Annotated in this window: 16 protein-coding genes; all 16 read left to right on the forward strand. The window is 64.7% G+C overall.

Translation table 11 applies throughout. The features are described 5' to 3' along the window. The first annotated feature begins 370 nt into the window (after positions 1-370). The 16 genes from K3179_RS08890 to ftsZ all read left to right on the forward strand — a co-directional run bounded on the left by K3179_RS08890 (position 371) and on the right by ftsZ (position 19,082). On the forward strand, positions 371-733 hold the full coding sequence (locus K3179_RS08890; RefSeq protein WP_247712918.1) for an MraZ C-terminal domain-containing protein: 363 nt from the start codon (positions 371-373) through the stop codon (positions 731-733). Further along, the gene (gene rsmH / locus K3179_RS08895) at positions 730-1,668 is read left to right on the forward strand and encodes a 16S rRNA (cytosine(1402)-N(4))-methyltransferase RsmH (protein WP_221564152.1); all 939 of its coding nucleotides are present in this window, start codon (positions 730-732) and stop codon (positions 1,666-1,668) included. The genes K3179_RS08890 and rsmH overlap by 4 nt, the downstream gene beginning before the upstream one ends. Then, positions 1,668-2,180, forward strand: a complete 513-nt coding sequence (locus K3179_RS08900) for a hypothetical protein (RefSeq protein ID WP_221564154.1) — start codon at positions 1,668-1,670, stop codon at positions 2,178-2,180. Before rsmH ends, K3179_RS08900 begins: the two co-directional genes overlap by 1 nt. Before the next feature lie 41 nt (positions 2,181-2,221). Next, complete coding sequence (locus K3179_RS08905; protein WP_221565500.1) at positions 2,222-3,925, forward strand: peptidoglycan D,D-transpeptidase FtsI family protein; 1,704 nt, start codon at positions 2,222-2,224, stop codon at positions 3,923-3,925. Then, positions 3,922-5,394 carry a UDP-N-acetylmuramoyl-L-alanyl-D-glutamate--2,6-diaminopimelate ligase gene (locus K3179_RS08910; RefSeq protein ID WP_221564156.1) on the forward strand — a complete coding sequence of 491 codons (1,473 nt, stop codon included), beginning with the start codon at positions 3,922-3,924 and terminating at the stop codon, positions 5,392-5,394. Before K3179_RS08905 ends, K3179_RS08910 begins: the two co-directional genes overlap by 4 nt. Next, entirely contained in the window at positions 5,391-6,857 is a 1,467-nt protein-coding gene (locus K3179_RS08915) for a UDP-N-acetylmuramoyl-tripeptide--D-alanyl-D-alanine ligase (RefSeq protein ID WP_221564158.1), read from the forward strand. The genes K3179_RS08910 and K3179_RS08915 overlap by 4 nt, the downstream gene beginning before the upstream one ends. An 18-nt stretch (positions 6,858-6,875) precedes the next feature. Further along, the gene (mraY, locus tag K3179_RS08920) at positions 6,876-7,946 is read left to right on the forward strand and encodes a phospho-N-acetylmuramoyl-pentapeptide-transferase (RefSeq protein ID WP_221564160.1); all 1,071 of its coding nucleotides are present in this window, start codon (positions 6,876-6,878) and stop codon (positions 7,944-7,946) included. After that, positions 7,943-9,280, forward strand: a complete 1,338-nt coding sequence (gene murD, locus K3179_RS08925; RefSeq protein WP_221564162.1) for a UDP-N-acetylmuramoyl-L-alanine--D-glutamate ligase — start codon at positions 7,943-7,945, stop codon at positions 9,278-9,280. The genes mraY and murD overlap by 4 nt, the downstream gene beginning before the upstream one ends. Positions 9,281-9,285: 5 nt before the next feature. After that, a complete protein-coding gene (locus tag K3179_RS08930; RefSeq protein WP_247712998.1) occupies positions 9,286-10,545 on the forward strand; it encodes an FtsW/RodA/SpoVE family cell cycle protein in 1,260 nt (419 codons plus the stop codon). Continuing rightward, entirely contained in the window at positions 10,542-11,738 is a 1,197-nt protein-coding gene (gene murG / locus K3179_RS08935) for an undecaprenyldiphospho-muramoylpentapeptide beta-N-acetylglucosaminyltransferase (RefSeq protein ID WP_221564166.1), read from the forward strand. Before K3179_RS08930 ends, murG begins: the two co-directional genes overlap by 4 nt. Beyond that, entirely contained in the window at positions 11,735-13,156 is a 1,422-nt protein-coding gene (gene murC / locus K3179_RS08940; RefSeq protein WP_221564168.1) for a UDP-N-acetylmuramate--L-alanine ligase, read from the forward strand. The genes murG and murC overlap by 4 nt, the downstream gene beginning before the upstream one ends. A 38-nt stretch (positions 13,157-13,194) precedes the next feature. Further along, the gene (murB, locus tag K3179_RS08945; RefSeq protein WP_247712999.1) at positions 13,195-14,118 is read left to right on the forward strand and encodes a UDP-N-acetylmuramate dehydrogenase; all 924 of its coding nucleotides are present in this window, start codon (positions 13,195-13,197) and stop codon (positions 14,116-14,118) included. Positions 14,119-14,122: 4 nt separating this feature from the next. Continuing rightward, the gene (locus K3179_RS08950) at positions 14,123-15,100 is read left to right on the forward strand and encodes a D-alanine--D-alanine ligase (protein ID WP_221564170.1); all 978 of its coding nucleotides are present in this window, start codon (positions 14,123-14,125) and stop codon (positions 15,098-15,100) included. Next, positions 15,093-15,989 (forward strand): cell division protein FtsQ/DivIB, encoded by an 897-nt coding sequence (locus K3179_RS08955; protein ID WP_221564172.1) that lies wholly within the window; start codon positions 15,093-15,095, stop codon positions 15,987-15,989. The genes K3179_RS08950 and K3179_RS08955 overlap by 8 nt, the downstream gene beginning before the upstream one ends. Then, entirely contained in the window at positions 15,989-17,281 is a 1,293-nt protein-coding gene (gene ftsA / locus K3179_RS08960; protein WP_100259435.1) for a cell division protein FtsA, read from the forward strand. Before K3179_RS08955 ends, ftsA begins: the two co-directional genes overlap by 1 nt. Positions 17,282-17,414: 133 nt before the next feature. Then, positions 17,415-19,082, forward strand: coding sequence for a cell division protein FtsZ (ftsZ, locus tag K3179_RS08965; RefSeq protein ID WP_221564174.1), 1,668 nt, complete (start codon positions 17,415-17,417; stop codon positions 19,080-19,082). Positions 19,083-19,084: the final 2 nt, after the last annotated feature.

Genomic DNA, 19,084 nt, shown 5'->3' on the forward strand with positions numbered 1-19,084 from the left:
GGTAAGGATGGCCGGTACTTGTTAGAGAAATTATATATGGAAAAACAGTGACTTACCTGTTTATCCCGTAAAATCCCGCAATTTTCCCTTCCATCCCCGCGTCTCCCGCGATAAATCTTTCCCACATCGGACAGCCAGTGTCTTTGCGCGCTCTCCCAATCGGGTTGGCGAGCCGGTCGAGCACGCGCTCGGGCGGACGGGGAGGATGTGTCCGAGGGGGATTTGAACACGAGCCGGGGACAAGGCGTTGCAATTCGGAGGGTATAGCGGACAAGCCTACTCGCCTGCTGGCGACAAGGGCCGCTTTGTGCTCCCGCCGATCTTCCGCAAGGCCTTGAAGGAATCCAGCGACGGGCGCGTTTTGTGCCTGATGAAGCACACCAGCTGGGATTGTCTCGTCGGCTTCGGCCTGTCCCGCAAGGAAGAGCTCAACGCCCAGCTCGACCGCGAAGAGGAAATGGCCGTGCGCCTCGGCAGGGACTTCGACCGCGACACCCGCGCAAGCCAGCTCTTCGGCTTCCAGGAAATGCCCTTCGACGACAGCGGCCGCTTTGTTATGCCGGAGCATCTGCGCGCCCTCGGCAGGATCGAGGACGGGCTCTATTTTCAGGGCGGCGGACGCTTCTTCACCCTGTGGAACCCCGCCGAACTCGCCAAGATGGGCGACGACTGGGCCGGTGCGAAAGCTGCCTGCGAGAGCTTTCTCGCCGAAGCGAAGGCGAAAGCCAAATGAGCGGCGCGCCCCACATTCCCGTTCTTCTCGATGAAGTGATCGACGCTCTCGATCCGCAGCCCGGCGATGTCATCATCGACGCGACCTTCGGCGCAGGCGGCTATACGCGCGCGCTGCTGGAGCGCGGCGCGACCGTGCACGCATTCGACAGGGATCCCGACGCAATCGCTTCGGGTCGCACATGGCGCGAGACGGGGGAAAACCCGCCGCGCCTTATTCTCCATCCCCACCGTTTCTCCGAAATGCTCGACGTCATGACGTCGGCCGGAGTGGCGCGAGTCGATGGCGTGGTGATGGATATCGGCGTGTCTTCAATGCAGCTTGACCAGGCGGAGCGCGGCTTTGCCTTTTCCTCGGATGGACCGCTCGACATGCGGATGAGCCAGGACGGCGAAAGCGCTGCCGACTTTCTAAATTCCGCCGACGAAAGCGCGATCGCGGACGTCATCTACCAGTACGGTGAAGAGCGCCAGTCGCGCCGCGTGGCCCGCGCCATCGTTGCTGCGCGTCCCCTGGAGACGACCGGAGAGCTGGCGCGCGTCGTGCGCAAGGCTCTGGGCCACAAGCCGCATGACAAGAAAGACCCGGCCACCCGCACATTCCAGGCCATCAGAATTCACGTGAACGGCGAACTCGACGAACTGTCCCAAGGGTTGTCGGCTGCCGAACACTTGCTGCGCGAAGGGGGCCGCCTCGCGGTGGTCAGCTTCCACAGCCTCGAAGACCGGATCGTCAAGCGTTACCTTCGCGAGGCCTCCTCAACCCCGAGCGCCTCGCGTCATGTCCCAATGGTGACGCCGGACGATCCGGTTTTTTCGAAAGTCAGCAAAGCGATCAAGCCCGGCAAGGCCGAGCTGGAACGCAATCCGCGCGCCCGGTCCTCGGTCCTGCGCCATGCGACGCGTACCGCCACCCCGGCGAGGGAGGCCGCGTAATGGTACGTTCCTCCCGCCTCCGCCAGATCGGCTGGCTCCTAGCGCTCGGCGCCTGCCTCGCCGCCTTGCTCGCGCTCACGTTCAAGGTGAACGCGGTGAAGAGCGACGTGCGCCTCGTCGAACGCCAGATCATCGCTGCCGAACGCTCCAAGCTCATGCTCGAAACCGAATTCCAGACCCGCGCCAGCCAGCACCAGCTGGCAGCCTGGAACCAGGTCGAGTTCGGATACTCCGCGCCCCGTGCCGACCAGTATGTCGAGCAGGAGCGCCAATTGGCCGTGCTGGGAACTCCGCGCGGTCACGATGCCCCGCAGCCCATTCGTGTCGCGATGCTGCGCCCTGTCAGCCAGGGTGAAGACGAAGAAAGCCTCTTCGGGGACTGGCTCGGCGAGGAGGAACAACCTCCCGCCGTCGCCAGCACCACGCCTGCACGGGGCCTCGCCACATCGCTCGCCCAGCGGCTGGCCGAACCGGGTAACGCCTCCCTCGCCGCTGCAGAGGTGGCGCGGTGAACGCTTTTTCCGCCATCAATGGCGGACCGGGCGCAGTCAGCATGGCCGTTGCAAGCGGCCGGGTCCAACTGGTTACCTTGCGTGAGCGCTCGCTGGACCTTGCGCGCTGGCGCATCCTGTGGATCGTGGCGGCTTTCGCTTTCCTCGCCCTCATCGCAGTGATGCGCATCTCCTACCTCGGCATGAACGGAGCCGAGGCGCGGGCGACCACGCTGGCCGACGCACTGCTACCCCCGCGCGGGGAAATTACCGATCGCAACGGCGTGCCGATGGCGCGTGCTTTCCCGGCCTATGCCCTGTGGTTCAATCCCAAGGCGCTGGGTGAAGACGGTGAACCTCTGGTTCGTGCACCCGAGGAAGTTGCCGCGAAACTCGGCGAGATTTTTCCTGATCTCGATCAGGCCAAGGTCGCGCGCCAACTCGCATCCGGTACGCAGGGTTACTTGCGTCGCCGCCTGCTGCCCGAAGAAGCAAACCGGGTGCAGGAAATCGGCGAGCTTGCTCTCGAAATTCCCATGGAAGAAGACCGCCACTACCCGCAGGGCAAGATGGCGGCCCACGTATTGGGCTATGTCGCTGCCGACGGCAGCGGCCGCGTCGGCATGGAGCAGGTGCTCGACGAACACCTGAGCAATCCTGACACGCGGGGCACGCCGGTCGCCCTGTCGATCGATGTGCGCGTGCAGGGCGCGCTCGAAGACGAACTGCGCCGCGGCATGAAGCTGACGCAGGCGCAGGGCGGGGCGGGCATCGTTCTCGACGTGGATACAGGCGAAGTCCTCGCGCTGGCATCGCTTCCCGAATTCGATCCGAACAAGATCGACAAGGATGGCCAGGCGCTGATGTTCAACCGCGTGACCAATCAGGTTTACGAGCTGGGTTCGACCTTCAAGCCGTTGTCTGTCGCAGCCGCGATCGACGCCGGTGTCGTGCGCGATCTGGGCAAGCGCTACGATGCCTCGCCCGTGAAGGTCGGCAGGTTCTCAATCAAGGATAGCCACGCGATGGGCCCGACGCTCAATGTGGTCGAAACGCTCATCCATTCCTCGAACACCACAACAGCCCGGATCGCGGACGAACTCGGTCCGGAACGCCTGCGTCGCTACATGATAGACATGGGTATGAACGAGCGCCCGCATATCGAATTGCCGGCCAAGGGTTTCCCCATCTGGCCAGGCGAGAAATGGCCGCGCCTGCGCAGCATGACGGTCAGCTACGGGCACGGCATCGCGGTTACCCCGCTCCACCTTGCCAGCGCTTATGCAGCCATGGTCAATGGCGGCGTGTGGCGCCCGGCGACCTTGCACAAGCTGGGTGCGGGCGAAGCGCCAAAGGGCCGCCGTGTGTTCAAGGCTTCGACCTCCAGCCGGATGCGCCAGATGCTGCGCGCGACGGCAATCTACGGGACGGGCCGCAATGCGGACGCTCCGGGCTATCGCGTCGGCGGAAAGACCGGCTCGGCCGAAAAGCCGGGCGGCAAGGCAGGCTATCGCCGGACCGCGCTGGTATCGACCTTCGCCGCGGCCTTCCCGATGGACCGCCCGCGCTACGTCATTATCGCCATGCTCGACGAGCCGCGCGGTACGCTCGCCAGTTCCTACCAGCGCACGGCTGCCTGGAACGCAGCGCCCATCGTTGGCCGCCTGGTGCCTCGCATCGGCCCCCTGATCGGCGTGCGTCCTGACGACACGCGGGACATCGACATATCTGCAATCAAGCCGCTGATCCCGGGAGCCATGGAATGAGGCTCGACAAGCTTTGCGAAAAAGCGGGCATCGCCTGCCCCGGTGACGGCAGCGCCAATGTTACAGGTTTCGCCATCGACAACCGCAAGGTCGCGCCCGGCACTGTGTTCGGAGCCTTTCAGGGCAGCGTGGTCAATGGCGAGGAGTTCATTCCCGCCGCGATTGAAGCTGGCGCCATTGCCGTCGTTGCTTGTCCGCAGGCCAGGGTCGAAGGGGCGATCCACATCGCGAGCGACGAACCGCGCAAGGATTTTGCCAAGCTCGGGGCGCGGTTCTTCACGCCGGTGCCGGAACATATCGTCGCGGTAACGGGGACGAACGGTAAGACCTCGACCGTCGAGATGACGCGCCAGATCTGGCGCATGGCAGGCGAGCGTGCGGCCAGCATCGGGACCCTCGGAGTCACGACCCCCGACGAGAGCGTGTCGACCGGCCTGACCACGCCCGACATCGTGACCTTCCTGTCGAACATGAGCGGGCTAGCGCGCGAGGGCGTCACACATGTCGCCTACGAAGCGTCGAGCCATGGCCTGTCGCAATCGCGCAACGAGGGCGTTCCGGTCGAAGCGGCGGCGTTCACCAATTTCAGCCGCGACCATCTCGACTATCACAAGGACATGGAAGACTATTTCGCGGCCAAGATGCGGCTCTTCGACGAAGTGGTATCGGATGGAGCGACCGCGGTTGTCTGGCTCGACGGCAGCGAATGGAATGCGCGGGTAGTCGAGCATGCCAAAGGCCGCGGCCTGAATGTAATGACCGTGGGCGAGAAGGGTGAGGACATTTGCCTCCTCGATCGCCAGCCCACCCAGCTCGGCCAGACACTCAAGGTCTCGCACGAAGGGACGGAGCGCACCATCAACCTTCCGCTGATCGGCGCCTATCAGGTGTCCAACGCCCTGACCGCGGCGGGCCTTGCTCTTGCAACGGGCATCGATGCGGGCCGCGTATGGGACGGCGTCGCCCGGCTCCAACCGGTTCGCGGACGGCTTGAGCGTGCAGCTATCGCGCCGAGCGGGGCGCCGGTCTATATCGATTACGCGCATACTCCGGACGCGATAGAGGCGGCCATCGCTGCCCTCCGACCCCACGTCGGCGGACGGCTCATCACCGTGTTCGGTGCCGGCGGCGACCGCGATCACGGCAAGCGCAAGCCCATGGGCGAAGCGGCGGCCAAGGCGAGCGATGTGGTTATCGTCACGGATGACAACCCGCGCGGCGAGGATCCTGCGGATATCCGCCGCGCCGTGCTTGAAGGCGCGCCCGAAGCCAGAGAGATAGGCGGCCGTCGCGAAGCAATACATGCCGCCATCGCAGAAGCCGGACCCGACGACATCGTGCTTGTCGCGGGCAAGGGTCATGAAACGGGTCAGATCATCGGATCGGGAGAAAACATGAAGGTCCTTCCCTTCGACGACGTGGAAGTCGCCCGCGAATGTGCGGCTGCCATCGCCAGAGGTGATGCATGAGCGCGGCTATCCTGCGCCACCCCGCCTATGTCGAATGGACGAGCGACCCGCGCGATCGCCTGCCGCTTACCCTGTGGGATTCCAATACGATAGCCGAAGTCACGGGCGGCACGGCAAGCTGCGAATTCCAGGTTTCCGGTGTAGAGATGGATAGCCGTGATGTAGTGCACGGAGACCTTTTTGTAGCCCTCAAGGGCGAAGCGATGGACGGACACCGCTTCATCGACAAGGCTTTCGAAAACGGCGCCGCGGCAGCCGTCGTGGATCGCGCGGTCGACTATCCGCACGTGCTGGTCGAAGACACCACCGAAGCTCTCGCAGCGCTTGCCCGGGCGGCGCGCAGCCGGACCGAGGCGCGGATCATCGGTGTCACCGGATCGGTCGGCAAGACTGGCGTCAAGGAAGCGATCTTTGCAGCGCTGGAACGTGCGAGCCGCGGTGCGGCGCATCGTTCGACCCGCAGTTACAACAACCATGTCGGCGTCCCGCTCAGCCTGGCCCGGATGGGAGCGCGCAGCCGCTTCGGCGTGTTCGAGATGGGCATGAACCATGCCGGCGAGATCGAGGGGCTGACCGCGCAGGTTCGCCCACATGTCGCCGTCATCACCACCATCGCCCCGGCGCATATCGAGAATTTGGGTTCGATGAAGGCGATCGCCAACGCCAAGGCGGAAATCTTTTCCGGCCTCGAACCGGGCGGCACGGCAGTGATCCCCGCCGACAGCGAGCATTACGAGCAGCTCAAGCTGGCTGCCCTGCGTGTCGGCGCGAAGGTCGTCAGCTTCGGTAAGGCGCGCCATGCGGACATGCGCCTCCTCGACGCGATCCCCAGCGCCAATGGCGGAAGCCTCGTCACTTGCGAATTCGACACTGGCCGGTTGTGCTACACGGTGGCCGAACCGGGCGAGCACTGGGTCGCCAACTCGCTCGCCGTCATGGCGGCAGTGCGCGCGGCGGGCGGCGACATGGCCGCAGCCGGTCTCGCGCTTGCGGAAATGGGCGGGCTGAAGGGCCGGGGCGAGCGCCACGGCATCGATGCACCCGGTGGCAAGGCGCTGATGATCGACGAAAGCTACAATGCCAATCCCGCAAGTATGCGCGCCACGCTGGCGCAGCTCGGCACCACTCCATCCACCCGCCGCATCGCCGTTCTCGGCGCAATGAAGGAGCTGGGCGACTTCGCTCCCAAGTTCCACGCCGCGCTGGCGGAACACATCATTGCCGCGGATATCGACTATGCGGTGCTGGTGGGCGACGAGATGGGCGCATTGGCCCGCGAACTGGGGAAACCCGTCCTCAACTCGCTTGGCAAGCCGCTCGAGTGGGAGCATTGCTTGACTGCCGACGAGGCGATCGGATTGCTCGAGGATTTCGGCATCGTGGCGGGCGACGCGGTGCTGGTCAAAGGCTCCAATTCGGTCGGGCTCGGCCGGCTCGTGGACCGTTTCACCCGCCCTGAATAGGAGGCCCCGCGCGGCCCGATGCTCTACCTCCTCGCCGAGTATTTCAATTTCGAAGGCCTGTTCAACCTGGTCCGCTACCAGACGGCGCGGGCAGGGGCGACGCTGCTTACCGCACTGCTGATCGGCTTGCTGATCGGCCCGCGCTTCATCGACATGCTGCGCGTGCGGCAGGGCAAGGGCCAGCCGATCCGCGAAGACGGACCGCAGAGCCACCTTGCAAAGAGGGGCACGCCGACAATGGGCGGCCTGATGATCCTCGTCAGCCTGTTCATTTCGATGATGCTGTGGATGGACCTGTCCAACCCCTTCATCTGGGCCTGTCTCGCCGTCACCGGCGGGTTCGGCCTGATCGGTTTCCTCGACGATTACGACAAGGTGTCGAAGGCCAGCCACAAGGGCGTGTCGGGCCGTACGCGCCTGTTGTTCGAATTCATCGTCGCGGGCGCGGCAAGCTGGATCATCGTCAGCCAGATCAACACCTTCGTCTACGTCCCCTTCATCAACGATTTCGGGGTCGAACTGGGGCCGTTCTATTACGTCTTCGCCGCCTTCGTGATCGTGGGCGCAGGCAATGCGGTGAACCTTACCGACGGGCTGGACGGGCTTGCCACCATGCCGGTCATCATTGCCGCGGGGACATTCGCGATCATCGCCTATCTCGTGGGCCGCGTGGACTATTCCGCATATCTCGGCATCCCGCATGTCGCAGGCGCGGGCGAGCTGGCGATCATGTGTGCGGCGATCATGGGCGCGGGTCTCGCCTTCCTCTGGTTCAACGCCCCGCCTGCCGCAGTCTTCATGGGCGATACCGGCTCCCTGGCGCTCGGCGGCGCGCTCGGCGCGATTGCCGTGGCGACGCACCATGAAGTCGTGCTCGGCATCGTGGGCGGCCTGTTCGTGTTCGAGGCGCTTTCGGTCATCATCCAGGTCGTCTGGTTCAAGCGCACGGGCAAGCGGGTCTTCCGCATGGCCCCCATCCACCACCATTTCGAGCAGCTCGGCTGGTCCGAGAGCAAGGTCGTGATCCGCTTCTGGATCGTCGCCATCGTGCTCGCACTCCTGGGGCTGGCAACGCTCAAGCTCAGATGATCACTTCACCTGCCTGGAAGGACAAGAGATACGCGGTGCTCGGCCTCGCGCGGTCCGGCCGGGCGACGGTCGAGGCACTGCTGGCTGCCGGGGCCGAGGTGCTGGCTTGGGACGACAATCCCGAGGCATGGAAGGCGGTGCGCGACGAGCATCGCGACTTGATGGACGACCGGCTGTTCATCGACGACTTCACCGACTGGACAATCTTCGAATTCGACGCGCTGGTGCTGTCGCCCGGCGTCCCGCTCAATACCCATCCCCTCGCCGCTGCTGCGCGCGAGCAGGACATCCCGATCATCGGCGATATCGAACTGTTCGCGCAGGCGAGGGCGGACCTGCCGCCGCACAAAGTCGTCGGCATCACGGGCACCAATGGCAAATCGACCACCACCGCGCTAGTCCACCACATCCTCAAGACCGCAGGAGTGCCGACCACCATGGGCGGCAACATCGGCCTGCCGATCCTCGAGCAGGAGCCGCTGCCGGAAGGCGGGGTCTATGTGCTGGAGCTGTCGAGCTACCAGATCGACCTGACCTATTCGCTCGATTGCGACGTGGCGGTGCTGCTGAACATCACGCCGGATCACCTCGACCGGTATGATGGGGATTTTACGAAGTACGCGGCGGCTAAGGCTCGGTTGTTCGAGATGCAGTCACCGTCAAGCGCTGCAGTAAGCACGGAACGCGAGCGATGTTCCGACAGATTTGACAACATTCTCGAACGTCACAGCGACAGACTTGGGGCGGCAGTGGTGGACGGGACCACCTATATGGACACGCTCGACCCGTGGCGGCAAGCCGCTTGGCCGACACTTCATGGGCCACACAACTTGGCAAATGCGGCAGCCGCGATTGCCGTAGCGCATGTCCTGGCAATATCCGACGACGACATTGAAAGAGGACTACAGACCTACCGCGGCCTCCCGCACCGGATGGAGCGGGTCGCGGAAATTTCCGGCGTCGCTTATGTCAACGACAGCAAGGGCACCAACACCGCTGCCTCTGCCCCCGCGCTCGCAGCATTCGACAACATCCACTGGATCCTCGGCGGACTCGCCAAGGAGCCGGGGCTTGGCGAATGCGAGGCTGAACTGCCCCGCGTCAAAGCCGCCTACACCATCGGCAAGGCCGGGCCGGACTTTGCAGCCCTGCTGGAAGGCCGCGTTCCGGTGGAGAAGTGCGAGACGCTCGACCGCGCGGTGACCTCCGCTGCCGCCAAGGCCGAGGCAGGCGACACCGTCCTCCTCTCGCCCGCCTGCGCAAGCTTCGACCAGTATCAGGATTTCGAAAAGCGCGGCGAGCATTTCCGTGCGCTGGTGGAGGGCCTGGAATGAGCACCATGCAGCCCTACGTCCCCGGCGCGAAGCGCAAGCCTGCGCATATCCCTGCTGGCAAGATGTCCCGCTGGAGCGAGATCAAGATCTGGTGGCGCGAGATCGACCGCGTCCTGCTCGGCCTCGTCCTGCTGGTCATGACGCTCGGCACGATCGCGGTTGCTGCCGCGAGCCCCGCGAGCGCGGATCGCCTGTCCACGTCGAGCACCACGCTCGACCCGCTCTATTTCTTCTATCGCCATATCGTCTGGCAGGCGCTGGCACTGTGCGTGCTGGTCGGCGTCTCCATGCTCAGCCGCGAGAATGCGCGCCGCCTCGGCGTGGTGCTGGCTGCGGCAATGCTGGGCCTCCTGTTCCTCGTTCCCTTCATCGGAGTGGAGATCAACGGCGCGCGGCGCTGGATCAACCTGGGCATGCAGTTCCAGCCGTCCGAATTCCTGAAGCCCGGCTTCGCCATCACCATGGCGTGGATCCTGTCGTGGCGGATGCGCGATCCCAACCTTCCGGTCCTGTTGATTGCCACCGCCTTGCTGGTGCTGATTGCCGCGCTCATGATGTTGCAACCGAACTTCGGCGGCACGATCCTGTTCGGCGGCGTATGGTTCGTGATGGTGATCCTGTCGGGTGTGCCGGTGAAGCGCCTGGGTGCTGTCATCGGCGGCGGGATCGCAGGGATTACCGCGACCTATTTTCTCTATGACAACGCGCGCCACCGTATCGATGCCTTCTTCGGTGGCGGCACGGCTTTCGACCAGGTCGATCTTGCCAGCCGTACGCTGCTGGCGGGCGGCTGGACGGGCGCGGGATATGGCCTCGGCATTCGCAAGATGAGCCTGCCCGAAGCGCATACGGACTATATCTTCTCCGTCATCGGGGAAGAGTTCGGCCTGATTGCTTGCGCGCTGATCGTGCTGCTTTATCTCGCGATCGTGGTGCGCGTGCTGATGCGGCTGGTGGACGAGGACGACCTGTTCGCGCTGCTGGCCGGAACGGGCCTCGTCTCGCTGCTGGGCGGGCAGGCCTTTATCAACATGCTGGTGAACCTCCAGCTCTTCCCGTCAAAGGGTATGACGTTGCCGCTGGTGAGCTATGGCGGCTCGTCCACCATCGCCGTGTGCCTTGCCATCGGGCTGCTGATCGCGATCACGCGGCGCAATCCTTATCTGAAAAGGTCCACCCGGGGGCTTGGCGACCTGATCGGTTTCGGGCAGGCGGACCGGATGAACGATAAACCATCGCCCCTGTCCCGCGATATCTACCAATGACGACATCGAACCGACATTACGTGCTGGCCGCCGGGGGCACCGGAGGGCACTTGCTGCCCGCCTTCGCGCTGGCCGCCGAACTCGACCGGCGTGGCCATCACGTCGCCCTGATCACGGACGAGCGCGGGGCGGAAATCCCCGGAAAGCCCGATTTCATGCCCGCCCATGTCCTGCCCGCCGGGCGCTTCGGCAAGAACCCGCTCCAATGGGTGAAGGGCACCAAGGCAGTGCTGGAAGGCCGCAAGATGGCGCTGCGCCTGTTCGAAAGTTTCGAGCCGAGCGCGGTTGTCGGCTTCGGCGGCTACCCCTCCCTTCCTGCCGTGCTTGCCTCCACCTCGGCGAAGATCCCGACGGTGCTGCACGAACAGAATGCGGTGCTGGGCCGCGTGAACCGCCTCTTGTCGGGCCGCGTGCAGGCTATCGCCACCGCTTATCCCGACGTGCAGCGGCTGAAGCCCAAGCATGGCGACAAGGTCCACCTCGTCGGCAATCCGGTGCGCGCAGAAGTGCTGTCCCTGCGCGACGAGCCGTTTCCCTCCTATGGCGAAGACGGCTTGTTGCGGGTGCTGGTCACCGGCGGTAGCCAGGGCGCGCGGGTCCTTTCGGAAATCGTGCCGGACGGGCTGGCGATGCTTCCTCCCGCCATTCGCGAGCGGTTGCAGGTCACCCAGCAATGTCGCCCGGAAGACCTCGACACGGTGCGCGAACGCTATCGCAGCCACGGCATCCCGGCCGAACTCGCGACCTATTTCGAAGACATGGCCACGCGCCTTGCCGATGCGCACCTGTTCATCGGACGCGCAGGCGCCTCGACGATTGCGGAGCTTACCGCCGTGGGCCGTCCGGGTATATTGATCCCGCTCCCCATTGCGACCGACGACCACCAGGCCGCCAATACCCGCGAAATGGTGAAGGCGGGCGGTGCGCGCATGATCCGGCAGGACAGGTTCGAGGCAAAGGAACTGGCGAAGCAGATCCGCGTCCTGGCAGACGATCCCAAGGGCCTCGCCAATGCCGCGCATGCCGCTTGGAACTGCGGGCGTCCGCGTGCGGTCGAAGACCTCGCCGATCTCGTCGAAAGCTTCGGCGGGGCAGACATGATGGACGTCATCCGCGTCGGCGGAAACAATGCCCGCGGCGCAACGCAGGGCGCGCCCGCCGGGCAGGGCGCAAGCAGGGAGATCTCGGAATGAAGGGTGTCCCCACCGACATCGGAACGATCCACTTCGTCGGCATCGGCGGCATCGGCATGTCGGGCATCGCCGAAGTGATGAACAACCTCGGCTACACGGTGCAAGGCTCCGACATCAACGAAGGCCCGACGGTCGAGCGCCTGCGCTCGCAAGGCATTGCCGTAAAGATCGGCCACGAGAAGGAAAACGTGGAAGGCGCGGCTGTCGTCGTCACTTCCACCGCCGTGCGCCGAACCAATCCGGAAGTCGCCCACGCGCTGGAAAACCGCATCCCGGTGGTGCGCCGCGCGGAAATGCTGGCCGAACTCATGCGCCTCAAGTCGACGGTCGCCGTCGCTGGCACGCACGGCAAGACCACCACGACCAGCATGATCGCAGCGCTGCTCGATGCGGGCAATGTCGATCCCACCGTCATCAATGGCGGCATCATCGAACAATACGGCTCCAATGCGCGCCTTGGCGACAGCGACTGGATGGTGGTGGAGGCCGACGAAAGCGACGGCAGCTTCCTGCGGCTCGACGGGACGATCGCGGTGGTCACCAATATCGATCCCGAACACCTCGACCATTACGGCGATTTCGACGGGGTGAAGGACGCTTTCGTCGAGTTCATCCACAACGTCCCGTTTTACGGCGCGGCGATCCTGTGCATCGACCATCCCGAAGTGCAGGCCGTCATCGGAAAGGTCCGCGACCGGCGCGTGATGACCTATGGCTTCAGCCTGCAGGCGGACATCTGCGGCGTGAACGTGCAGCCGCACGAAGGCGGCAACCGCTTCGACGTGATCGTGCGCCAGCGCGGCGAGGAAGACCGCCGGATCGAAAACGTGACCCTGCCCATGCCGGGCCGTCACAACGTCCAGAACGCGCTCGCCGCGATTGCCGTGGCGATCGAGATGGGCTGCCCCGACGAAGTCATCTGCAACGGCTTTTCCAGCTTCGGCGGTGTGCGGCGCCGTTTCACCAAGGTCGGCGAAGTGCCGTGCCGCGAAGGCAAGGCCACCATCATCGACGATTACGGCCACCACCCGGTCGAAATCCGCGCAGTGCTGGGCGCAGCGCGTGAAGCGACGAAGAGCCGCGTGATCGCTGTCATGCAGCCGCACCGCTATACCCGCCTGCAGGACCTGATGGACGACTTCCAGAGCGCCTTCAACGAGGCCGACGTCGTCTACGTCACGCCGGTATATGCCGCAGGTGAAGACCCGATCGAAGGCGTCAATGCCAACGCTCTGGTCGAAGGTATCAAATCGCGCGGCCACCGCGCCGTGTCGACGGTCGAGGACCAGGGCGACCTTGCGCAGAAACTCGCCGGAGAGATCGAGCAGGGCGACATCGTCGTGTGCCTCGGCGCAGGCGACATCACGAAATGGGCCGCAGGCCTCGCCGACGCCATCACCGAGGAGCGCGGCGCGTGATGCAGCAGCCCGATGACGTACCCAACTGGGATAGCGGCATGGCTCCCGACTGCGAGGTCGAGGGCAGCGTAGCAGCGCCGGTTTTGACCCAAGGGCTGCGCGGCAAGCTGACGGCGCAGGCCCCGCTGGCGAAACTGGTCTGGTTCAAGACGGGCGGCTGCGCGGACTGGCTGTTCGAGCCGGAAGACCTCGAAGACCTGCGCCTGTTCCTCGAACGCCTGGACGGCGATCTGCCCGTCATGGCGCTGGGTCTCGGCTCCAACATGATCATCCGCGACGGCGGCGTACCGGGCGTGGTCATCAAGCTCGGCAAGCCCTTCGCAAATGTCTCGATCGACGGCGAGGTCGTCAGCTGCGGCGGCGGTGCGCATGGCATCCTCGTCGCCAGCGCGGCGCGCGATGCTGGCGTGGCCGGCCTCGAATTCATGCGCGGCATCCCCGGCACGGTCGGCGGGTTCGTGCGCATGAACGGCGGCGCTTACGGGCGCGAGGTGTCCGACGTGCTGATCGATTGCGACGTCATCCTGCCGGGCGGCGAACTTGTCACGCTGCCCGCGACCGATCTCGAATATACCTATCGTCATTCCGTCCTGCCGGAAGGCGCGGTGGTCGTCTCCGCCCGCTTCCAGGGCCACCCGGGCGATCCCGAAGAAATCGGTGCGGAGATGGACCGGATCGCCGAAGCGCGCGAAAACTCGCAGCCGCTACGCACCAAGACCGGCGGTTCGACCTTCAAGAACCCGCCGGGCAGGAAAGCGTGGGAACTGGTCGATGCCGCCGGGTGTCGCGGTCTCACCATGGGCGGCGCACAGGTGAGCGAGAAACACACCAATTTCCTGATCAACACCGGCGATGCCACCAGCGCCGATATCGAAGGGCTGGGCGAGGAAGTCCGGCGCCGGGTCTACGAGCATTCGGGCGTCGAACTCGAATGGGAAATCCAGCGGGTAGGAAGGCCCTGAGGCAATGAGCATTCTCGACCGCAAACTGCATGTCGCCGTCCTCATGGGCGGCTGGGCCAATGAACGCCCTGTCAGCCTGATGTCGGGCGAAGGCGTGGCCAAAGCGCTGGAAGAGCGCGGTCACAAAGTCACGCGCATCGATATGGACCGGCAGGTCGCCGCGCGGATCGCAGAAGCCGCGCCCGACGTGGTGTTCAATGCGCTCCACGGCGTGCCCGGCGAAGACGGCACGGTACAGGGCATGCTCGATCTGATGGGCGTGCCCTATACCCACTCGGGCCTCGCCACATCGGTCGTCGCCATCGACAAGCAGCTGACCAAGCAGGCGCTGGTCCCCTACGGTATTCCCATGCCCGGCGGGCGCATCGTCAAGAGCGCGGAGCTGTTCGAACGCGATCCCATGCCGCGCCCCTATGTGCTGAAACCCGTTAACGAAGGCAGCTCCGTGGGCGTCGCCATCGTCACGGACGACGGCAATTACGGTAATCCCATCGCCCGGGACGCGAAAGGCCCCTGGCAGGACTTTGGCGAATTGCTGGCAGAACCGTTCATTCGCGGGCTGGAGCTGACCTCCGCCGTGGTCGATTTCGAGGAAGGGCCGCGCGCATTGGCGGTTACCGAACTCAAACCCAAGAGCGGGTTCTACGATTTCGACGCGAAATATACCGATGGCATGACCGACCACATCTGTCCCGCCGAAATCCCCGAGCAGATCGAGAAGCTGTGCCTCGAGACAGCGCTGAAGGCGCACAGGCTGCTTGGATGCAAGGGCACCAGTCGCACCGACTTCCGCTGGGACGATACGCAGGGCGAAGACGGCCTGTTCGTGCTGGAAACCAACACGCAGCCCGGCATGACCCCGCTCAGCCTCGTGCCCGAACAGGGCCGCTATGCCGGCCTGGATTATGGCGAACTGGTCGAGACGATCATTGCCGCCGCGTTGCGCGATTTCGCCGCGCGCACGGGGGGCGGCGATGGCTAAGGTCAAGCGCAAGCCGACGGGGGTGCGGCGCTCTGCCGCCGCCCGCAATCGCAGCCAGAAGGCACGCGCGGCGAAGCGGCATACGTCGGGTTTCCTCGACCGGGCGATGACAGCGCTGCCCTTCACCGAAGAGCAGTGGCACAAATTCTTCCTGTTCCTGATCGTGGCGGCCGGGCTGGGTATCGCCTGGACAGTCGCGAGCTATGCCGGCGTGCCCGAAATTGCGCGGACCGAGCTGGCGAAATCGGCCAGTCGCGCAGGCTACGAAGTGCGCACGGTGCGCGTCACGGGCGTAGACCGGATGAGCGAGCAGCTGGTCTACCAGCGCGTACTGGGCGAGACCGATCTTCCGATGCCGCTCGTCGATGTGGAAGAGGTTCGCGACCGCCTGCTGGACCTCGCCTGGGTGAAGGATGCGCGCGTTTCCCGCCAGCTGCCCGATACCTTGCGGATCGACATCGTCGAACGCGCGCCGCACGCCGTGCTCGTGAAACCCGACCGGCTCGTCCTGGTCGATCCTGAAGGCCACGAGCTGGAGCCCGTCTCTTCCGAGGACGCCAAGGGCCAGCTCCTGATCTCCGGTCCCGGCGCGCAGAAGCAGGTCGCCGAACTCGGCAAGCTGCTCGATGCAGCGCCGGCCCTGAAGCCGCAGATCGTGGCCGCCGAATGGGTCGGCAATCGCCGCTGGAACCTGACTTTCAAGACCGGCCAGCTGCTGGCCCTGCCGGAAGGCGACCAGGGCCCGGCCGCGCTGGTCAAATTCGCCGAAATGGACGGGCGCAATCGCCTGATCGGGGGCAAGGCCGTGGCGATCGACATGCGGGTGCCCGACCGTGCCTATCTGCGCTGCCACGACGGTCCGTGTCCAAGGGGGATGAACGCACAATAATGGCTTCCGCAGCTCCTCTCCCCCGCGTCAATCGCGTCTTTGGCGCCGTCAATATCGGCTCGTTCCGCGTCTCCGCGATGATCATGGGCCAGGCCGAAGACGGCGAGATGGTCGTGCTCGGCTCCTCCCACCGGAAGAGCGAAGGCATCAAGCGCGGCTATGTCACCGATATGCGCGCTGCCACGCATGCGATCCGCAATGCGGTCGAGAAAGCGGAAGCGAACGCGAACACCTCCGTCTCCAGCGTGTGGATCGGCTGCGCGGGCGCAGGCCTGTCGAGCAAGGTCGCGAGCGTCGAAATCGCCATCGGCGGGCGCCGGATCGACGAAGACGATATCGAACACCTGCTGTTCGCCGCGCGCGACCATATTCAGCCCGACGGACGCATGGTCCTGCACGCCCAGCCGGCGCATTATTCGCTCGACGGGGCGCATGGCATAGCCAACCCATCGGGGCTGCACGCGGAATCGCTTGGCGTGGACGTTCACGTGACGCTGGCCGAAGGCGCGCCGGTACGGAACCTCATCGAAGCGGTGCAGAGTGCGCACCTGGACGTGGAAGGCGTGGTCGCCAGCCCGCTCGCCGCGGCCTATGCCTGCCTCAGCGCCGAAGAGCGCGACCTCGGCGTGGCTTTGGTCGAAATCGGCGCGCAGGTCACGAATGTCTCCGTTCATGCAGGCGGCATGCTGCTTGGCCTGAGGTCCATTCCCGTCGGCTCCAACGACATTACAGATGCAATCGCCTCCTCGCTCGGCATCCGCCGCAGCCAGGCGGAGCGCCTGAAATGCGTGTCGGGATCGGCCATCGCCACGCCCAGCGACCACCGCGAGATGATCCCTGTCAATTCGCCGGAGGAAGAGCCGAGCGGACAGCCTGCGCGCGGCGCGGACGAACACAACCGTATCCCGCGTGCAGAGCTTGTCTCCATCGTCACCGACCGCCTCGGCGCGCTGACAAGCGAAGTCGGCAAGAGCCTGAAGGGCATGGGCTTTTCGGGCGCTAGCGGCGGACAGGTCGTGCTGAGCGGCGGCGGGGCGGAATTGCACGGGATCGCGGAATTCATGCAGGGCGCGCTTGGCATGCCCGTCCGGATCGGCAAGCCACCATCCCTTCGCGGCCTTCCCGAAGCGCATGCGACACCCGGCTTCGCGACACTTGCGGGCCTGTGCCTTTACGCGGCGGAAGACCCCGTCGACATCCGTTCGATCGGTCCCGGCTACCAACCCACTCGCCGCTATTCGGGCCTGGGGCTGGTCAATCGCGTCATGCAGGCAGTCAGAGAGTATTTTTAGGGGGTGATACGTAGCGTAACCCCTGCTTCAGCCCTTGTGGATAAGGCTATTTACCAAGGTCACAGCGATTCGCTTTTGCGCGTAGGTGTGACATAACCGTTTTCAGGCGACTTTTTACTTCGAGGAAAGCTCAATGAGCATCAATATCGGTCCAGCATCCAGCGACGATCTCCGCCCCAAGATCATGGTCATCGGCGTTGGCGGTGCAGGCGGAAACGCAATCGCGAACATGATCGAAGCCAAGATCGAGGGCGTCGATTTCCTCGTTGCGAACACCGATGCGCAGGCACTGTCTACTTCCGCTTCCGAAAAGCGCATCCAGCTCGGCCCCGATATCACCGGCGGCCTTGGCGCAGGTGCACGTCCCGAAGTCGGCAAGGCTGCAGCCGAAGAAACCGTCGAAGATCTCGAAGACGCGCTTGAAGGCTGCAACATGCTCTTCATCGCCGCCGGCATGGGCGGCGGCACCGGAACCGGTGCGGCGCCCGTCATCGCCGAGGCTGCGCGCCGCAAGGGCGTCCTCACCGTCGGTGTCGTGACCAAGCCGTTCCTGTTCGAAGGTTCGCGCCGCATGCGCGCCGCCGAAGCGGGTATCGAAGAACTGCAGAAGCACGTCGACACGCTGATCGTCATCCCGAACCAGAACCTTTTCCTGGTCGCCAAGGCGGAAACCACCTTCAAGGAAGCCTTCATGCTCGCCGACGAGGTGCTGCAGCAGGGCGTCCGCTCGATTACCGACCTCATGGTCATGCCCGGCCTCATCAATCTCGACTTCGCCGACGTGCGCTCCGTGATGAGCGAAATGGGCAAGGCCATGATGGGCACCGGCGAAGGCGAAGGCGACAACCGCGCGCTCGAAGCTGCGGAACTGGCCATTGCGAACCCGCTGCTCGACGGCGTCAGCATGACCGGCGCCAAGGGCGTCATCATCTCGATCATCGGCGGCGAAGACATGAAGCTGCTCGAAGTCGACGAAGCCGCCAACCACATCCGCGAACTGGTCGACGAAGACGCGAACATCATCTGGGGTAGCGCGTTCAACCCCGACCTCGAAGGCAAGATCCGCGTGTCGGTGGTCGCCACGGGTATCGAACAGTCCGGCGTCGGTGTCGCTCCGCAGTCGCAGAGCTTCTCGATGTCCGACGCGCGTGCACCGCAGCGCCCGGTCCTCGACCTGCCGAGCGAAAGCGTCGAGGAAGACGACGAGCCGTTCGAATTGAGCGAAGGCCTCTCCGCCGGTCTCGACGACGATACCCACGACAATGAAGTGAGCTCGACCGGCCTGTCCGCTGCAAGCGCCGACGATTTCGGTGACGAGGACGAGGAAGAAGACGATGTCGACGGCATCGTCGATCCGCTCGCAGGCCTGCGCAACGAAGAGACCGAACGGTTCGATTCCTTCGGCAGCGAAGCGCCCGAACCGGCCGAAGACGGCTCGTTCGGCTCCGGCGACGGCTGGACCGACGAGGGCGAAGGCGCATCGGGCTCCCCGCTCGACCTGTCCGATCCTATCGACGATGGTGCCGGTCAGGACGAACTGCAGCTCGGCGCGGATCAGTTTGCGGATGGCGACAGCCCGCTGCAGAGCAAGCCCGCGAAGAAGCAGCCGGTCCTCGGCGGCGGCAATGCTGGTGGCGCATCGCAGGGCAGCACGCTGTTCGAGCGCATGGCCAATTTGTCGCGCGGTTCGGGTTCTTCCGAAAGCGACGTCGATAGCGACGACGAAGACGATGATGGCGACGACAGCAGCAGCGGTTCGCTCAACATCCCGCGTTTCCTCGGTCGCCAGAACAACCAGTAAAG

The sequence above is a fragment of the Qipengyuania intermedia genome, from assembly GCF_019711615.1.
GTDB classification, from domain to species: Bacteria; Pseudomonadota; Alphaproteobacteria; order Sphingomonadales; family Sphingomonadaceae; genus Qipengyuania; species Qipengyuania intermedia.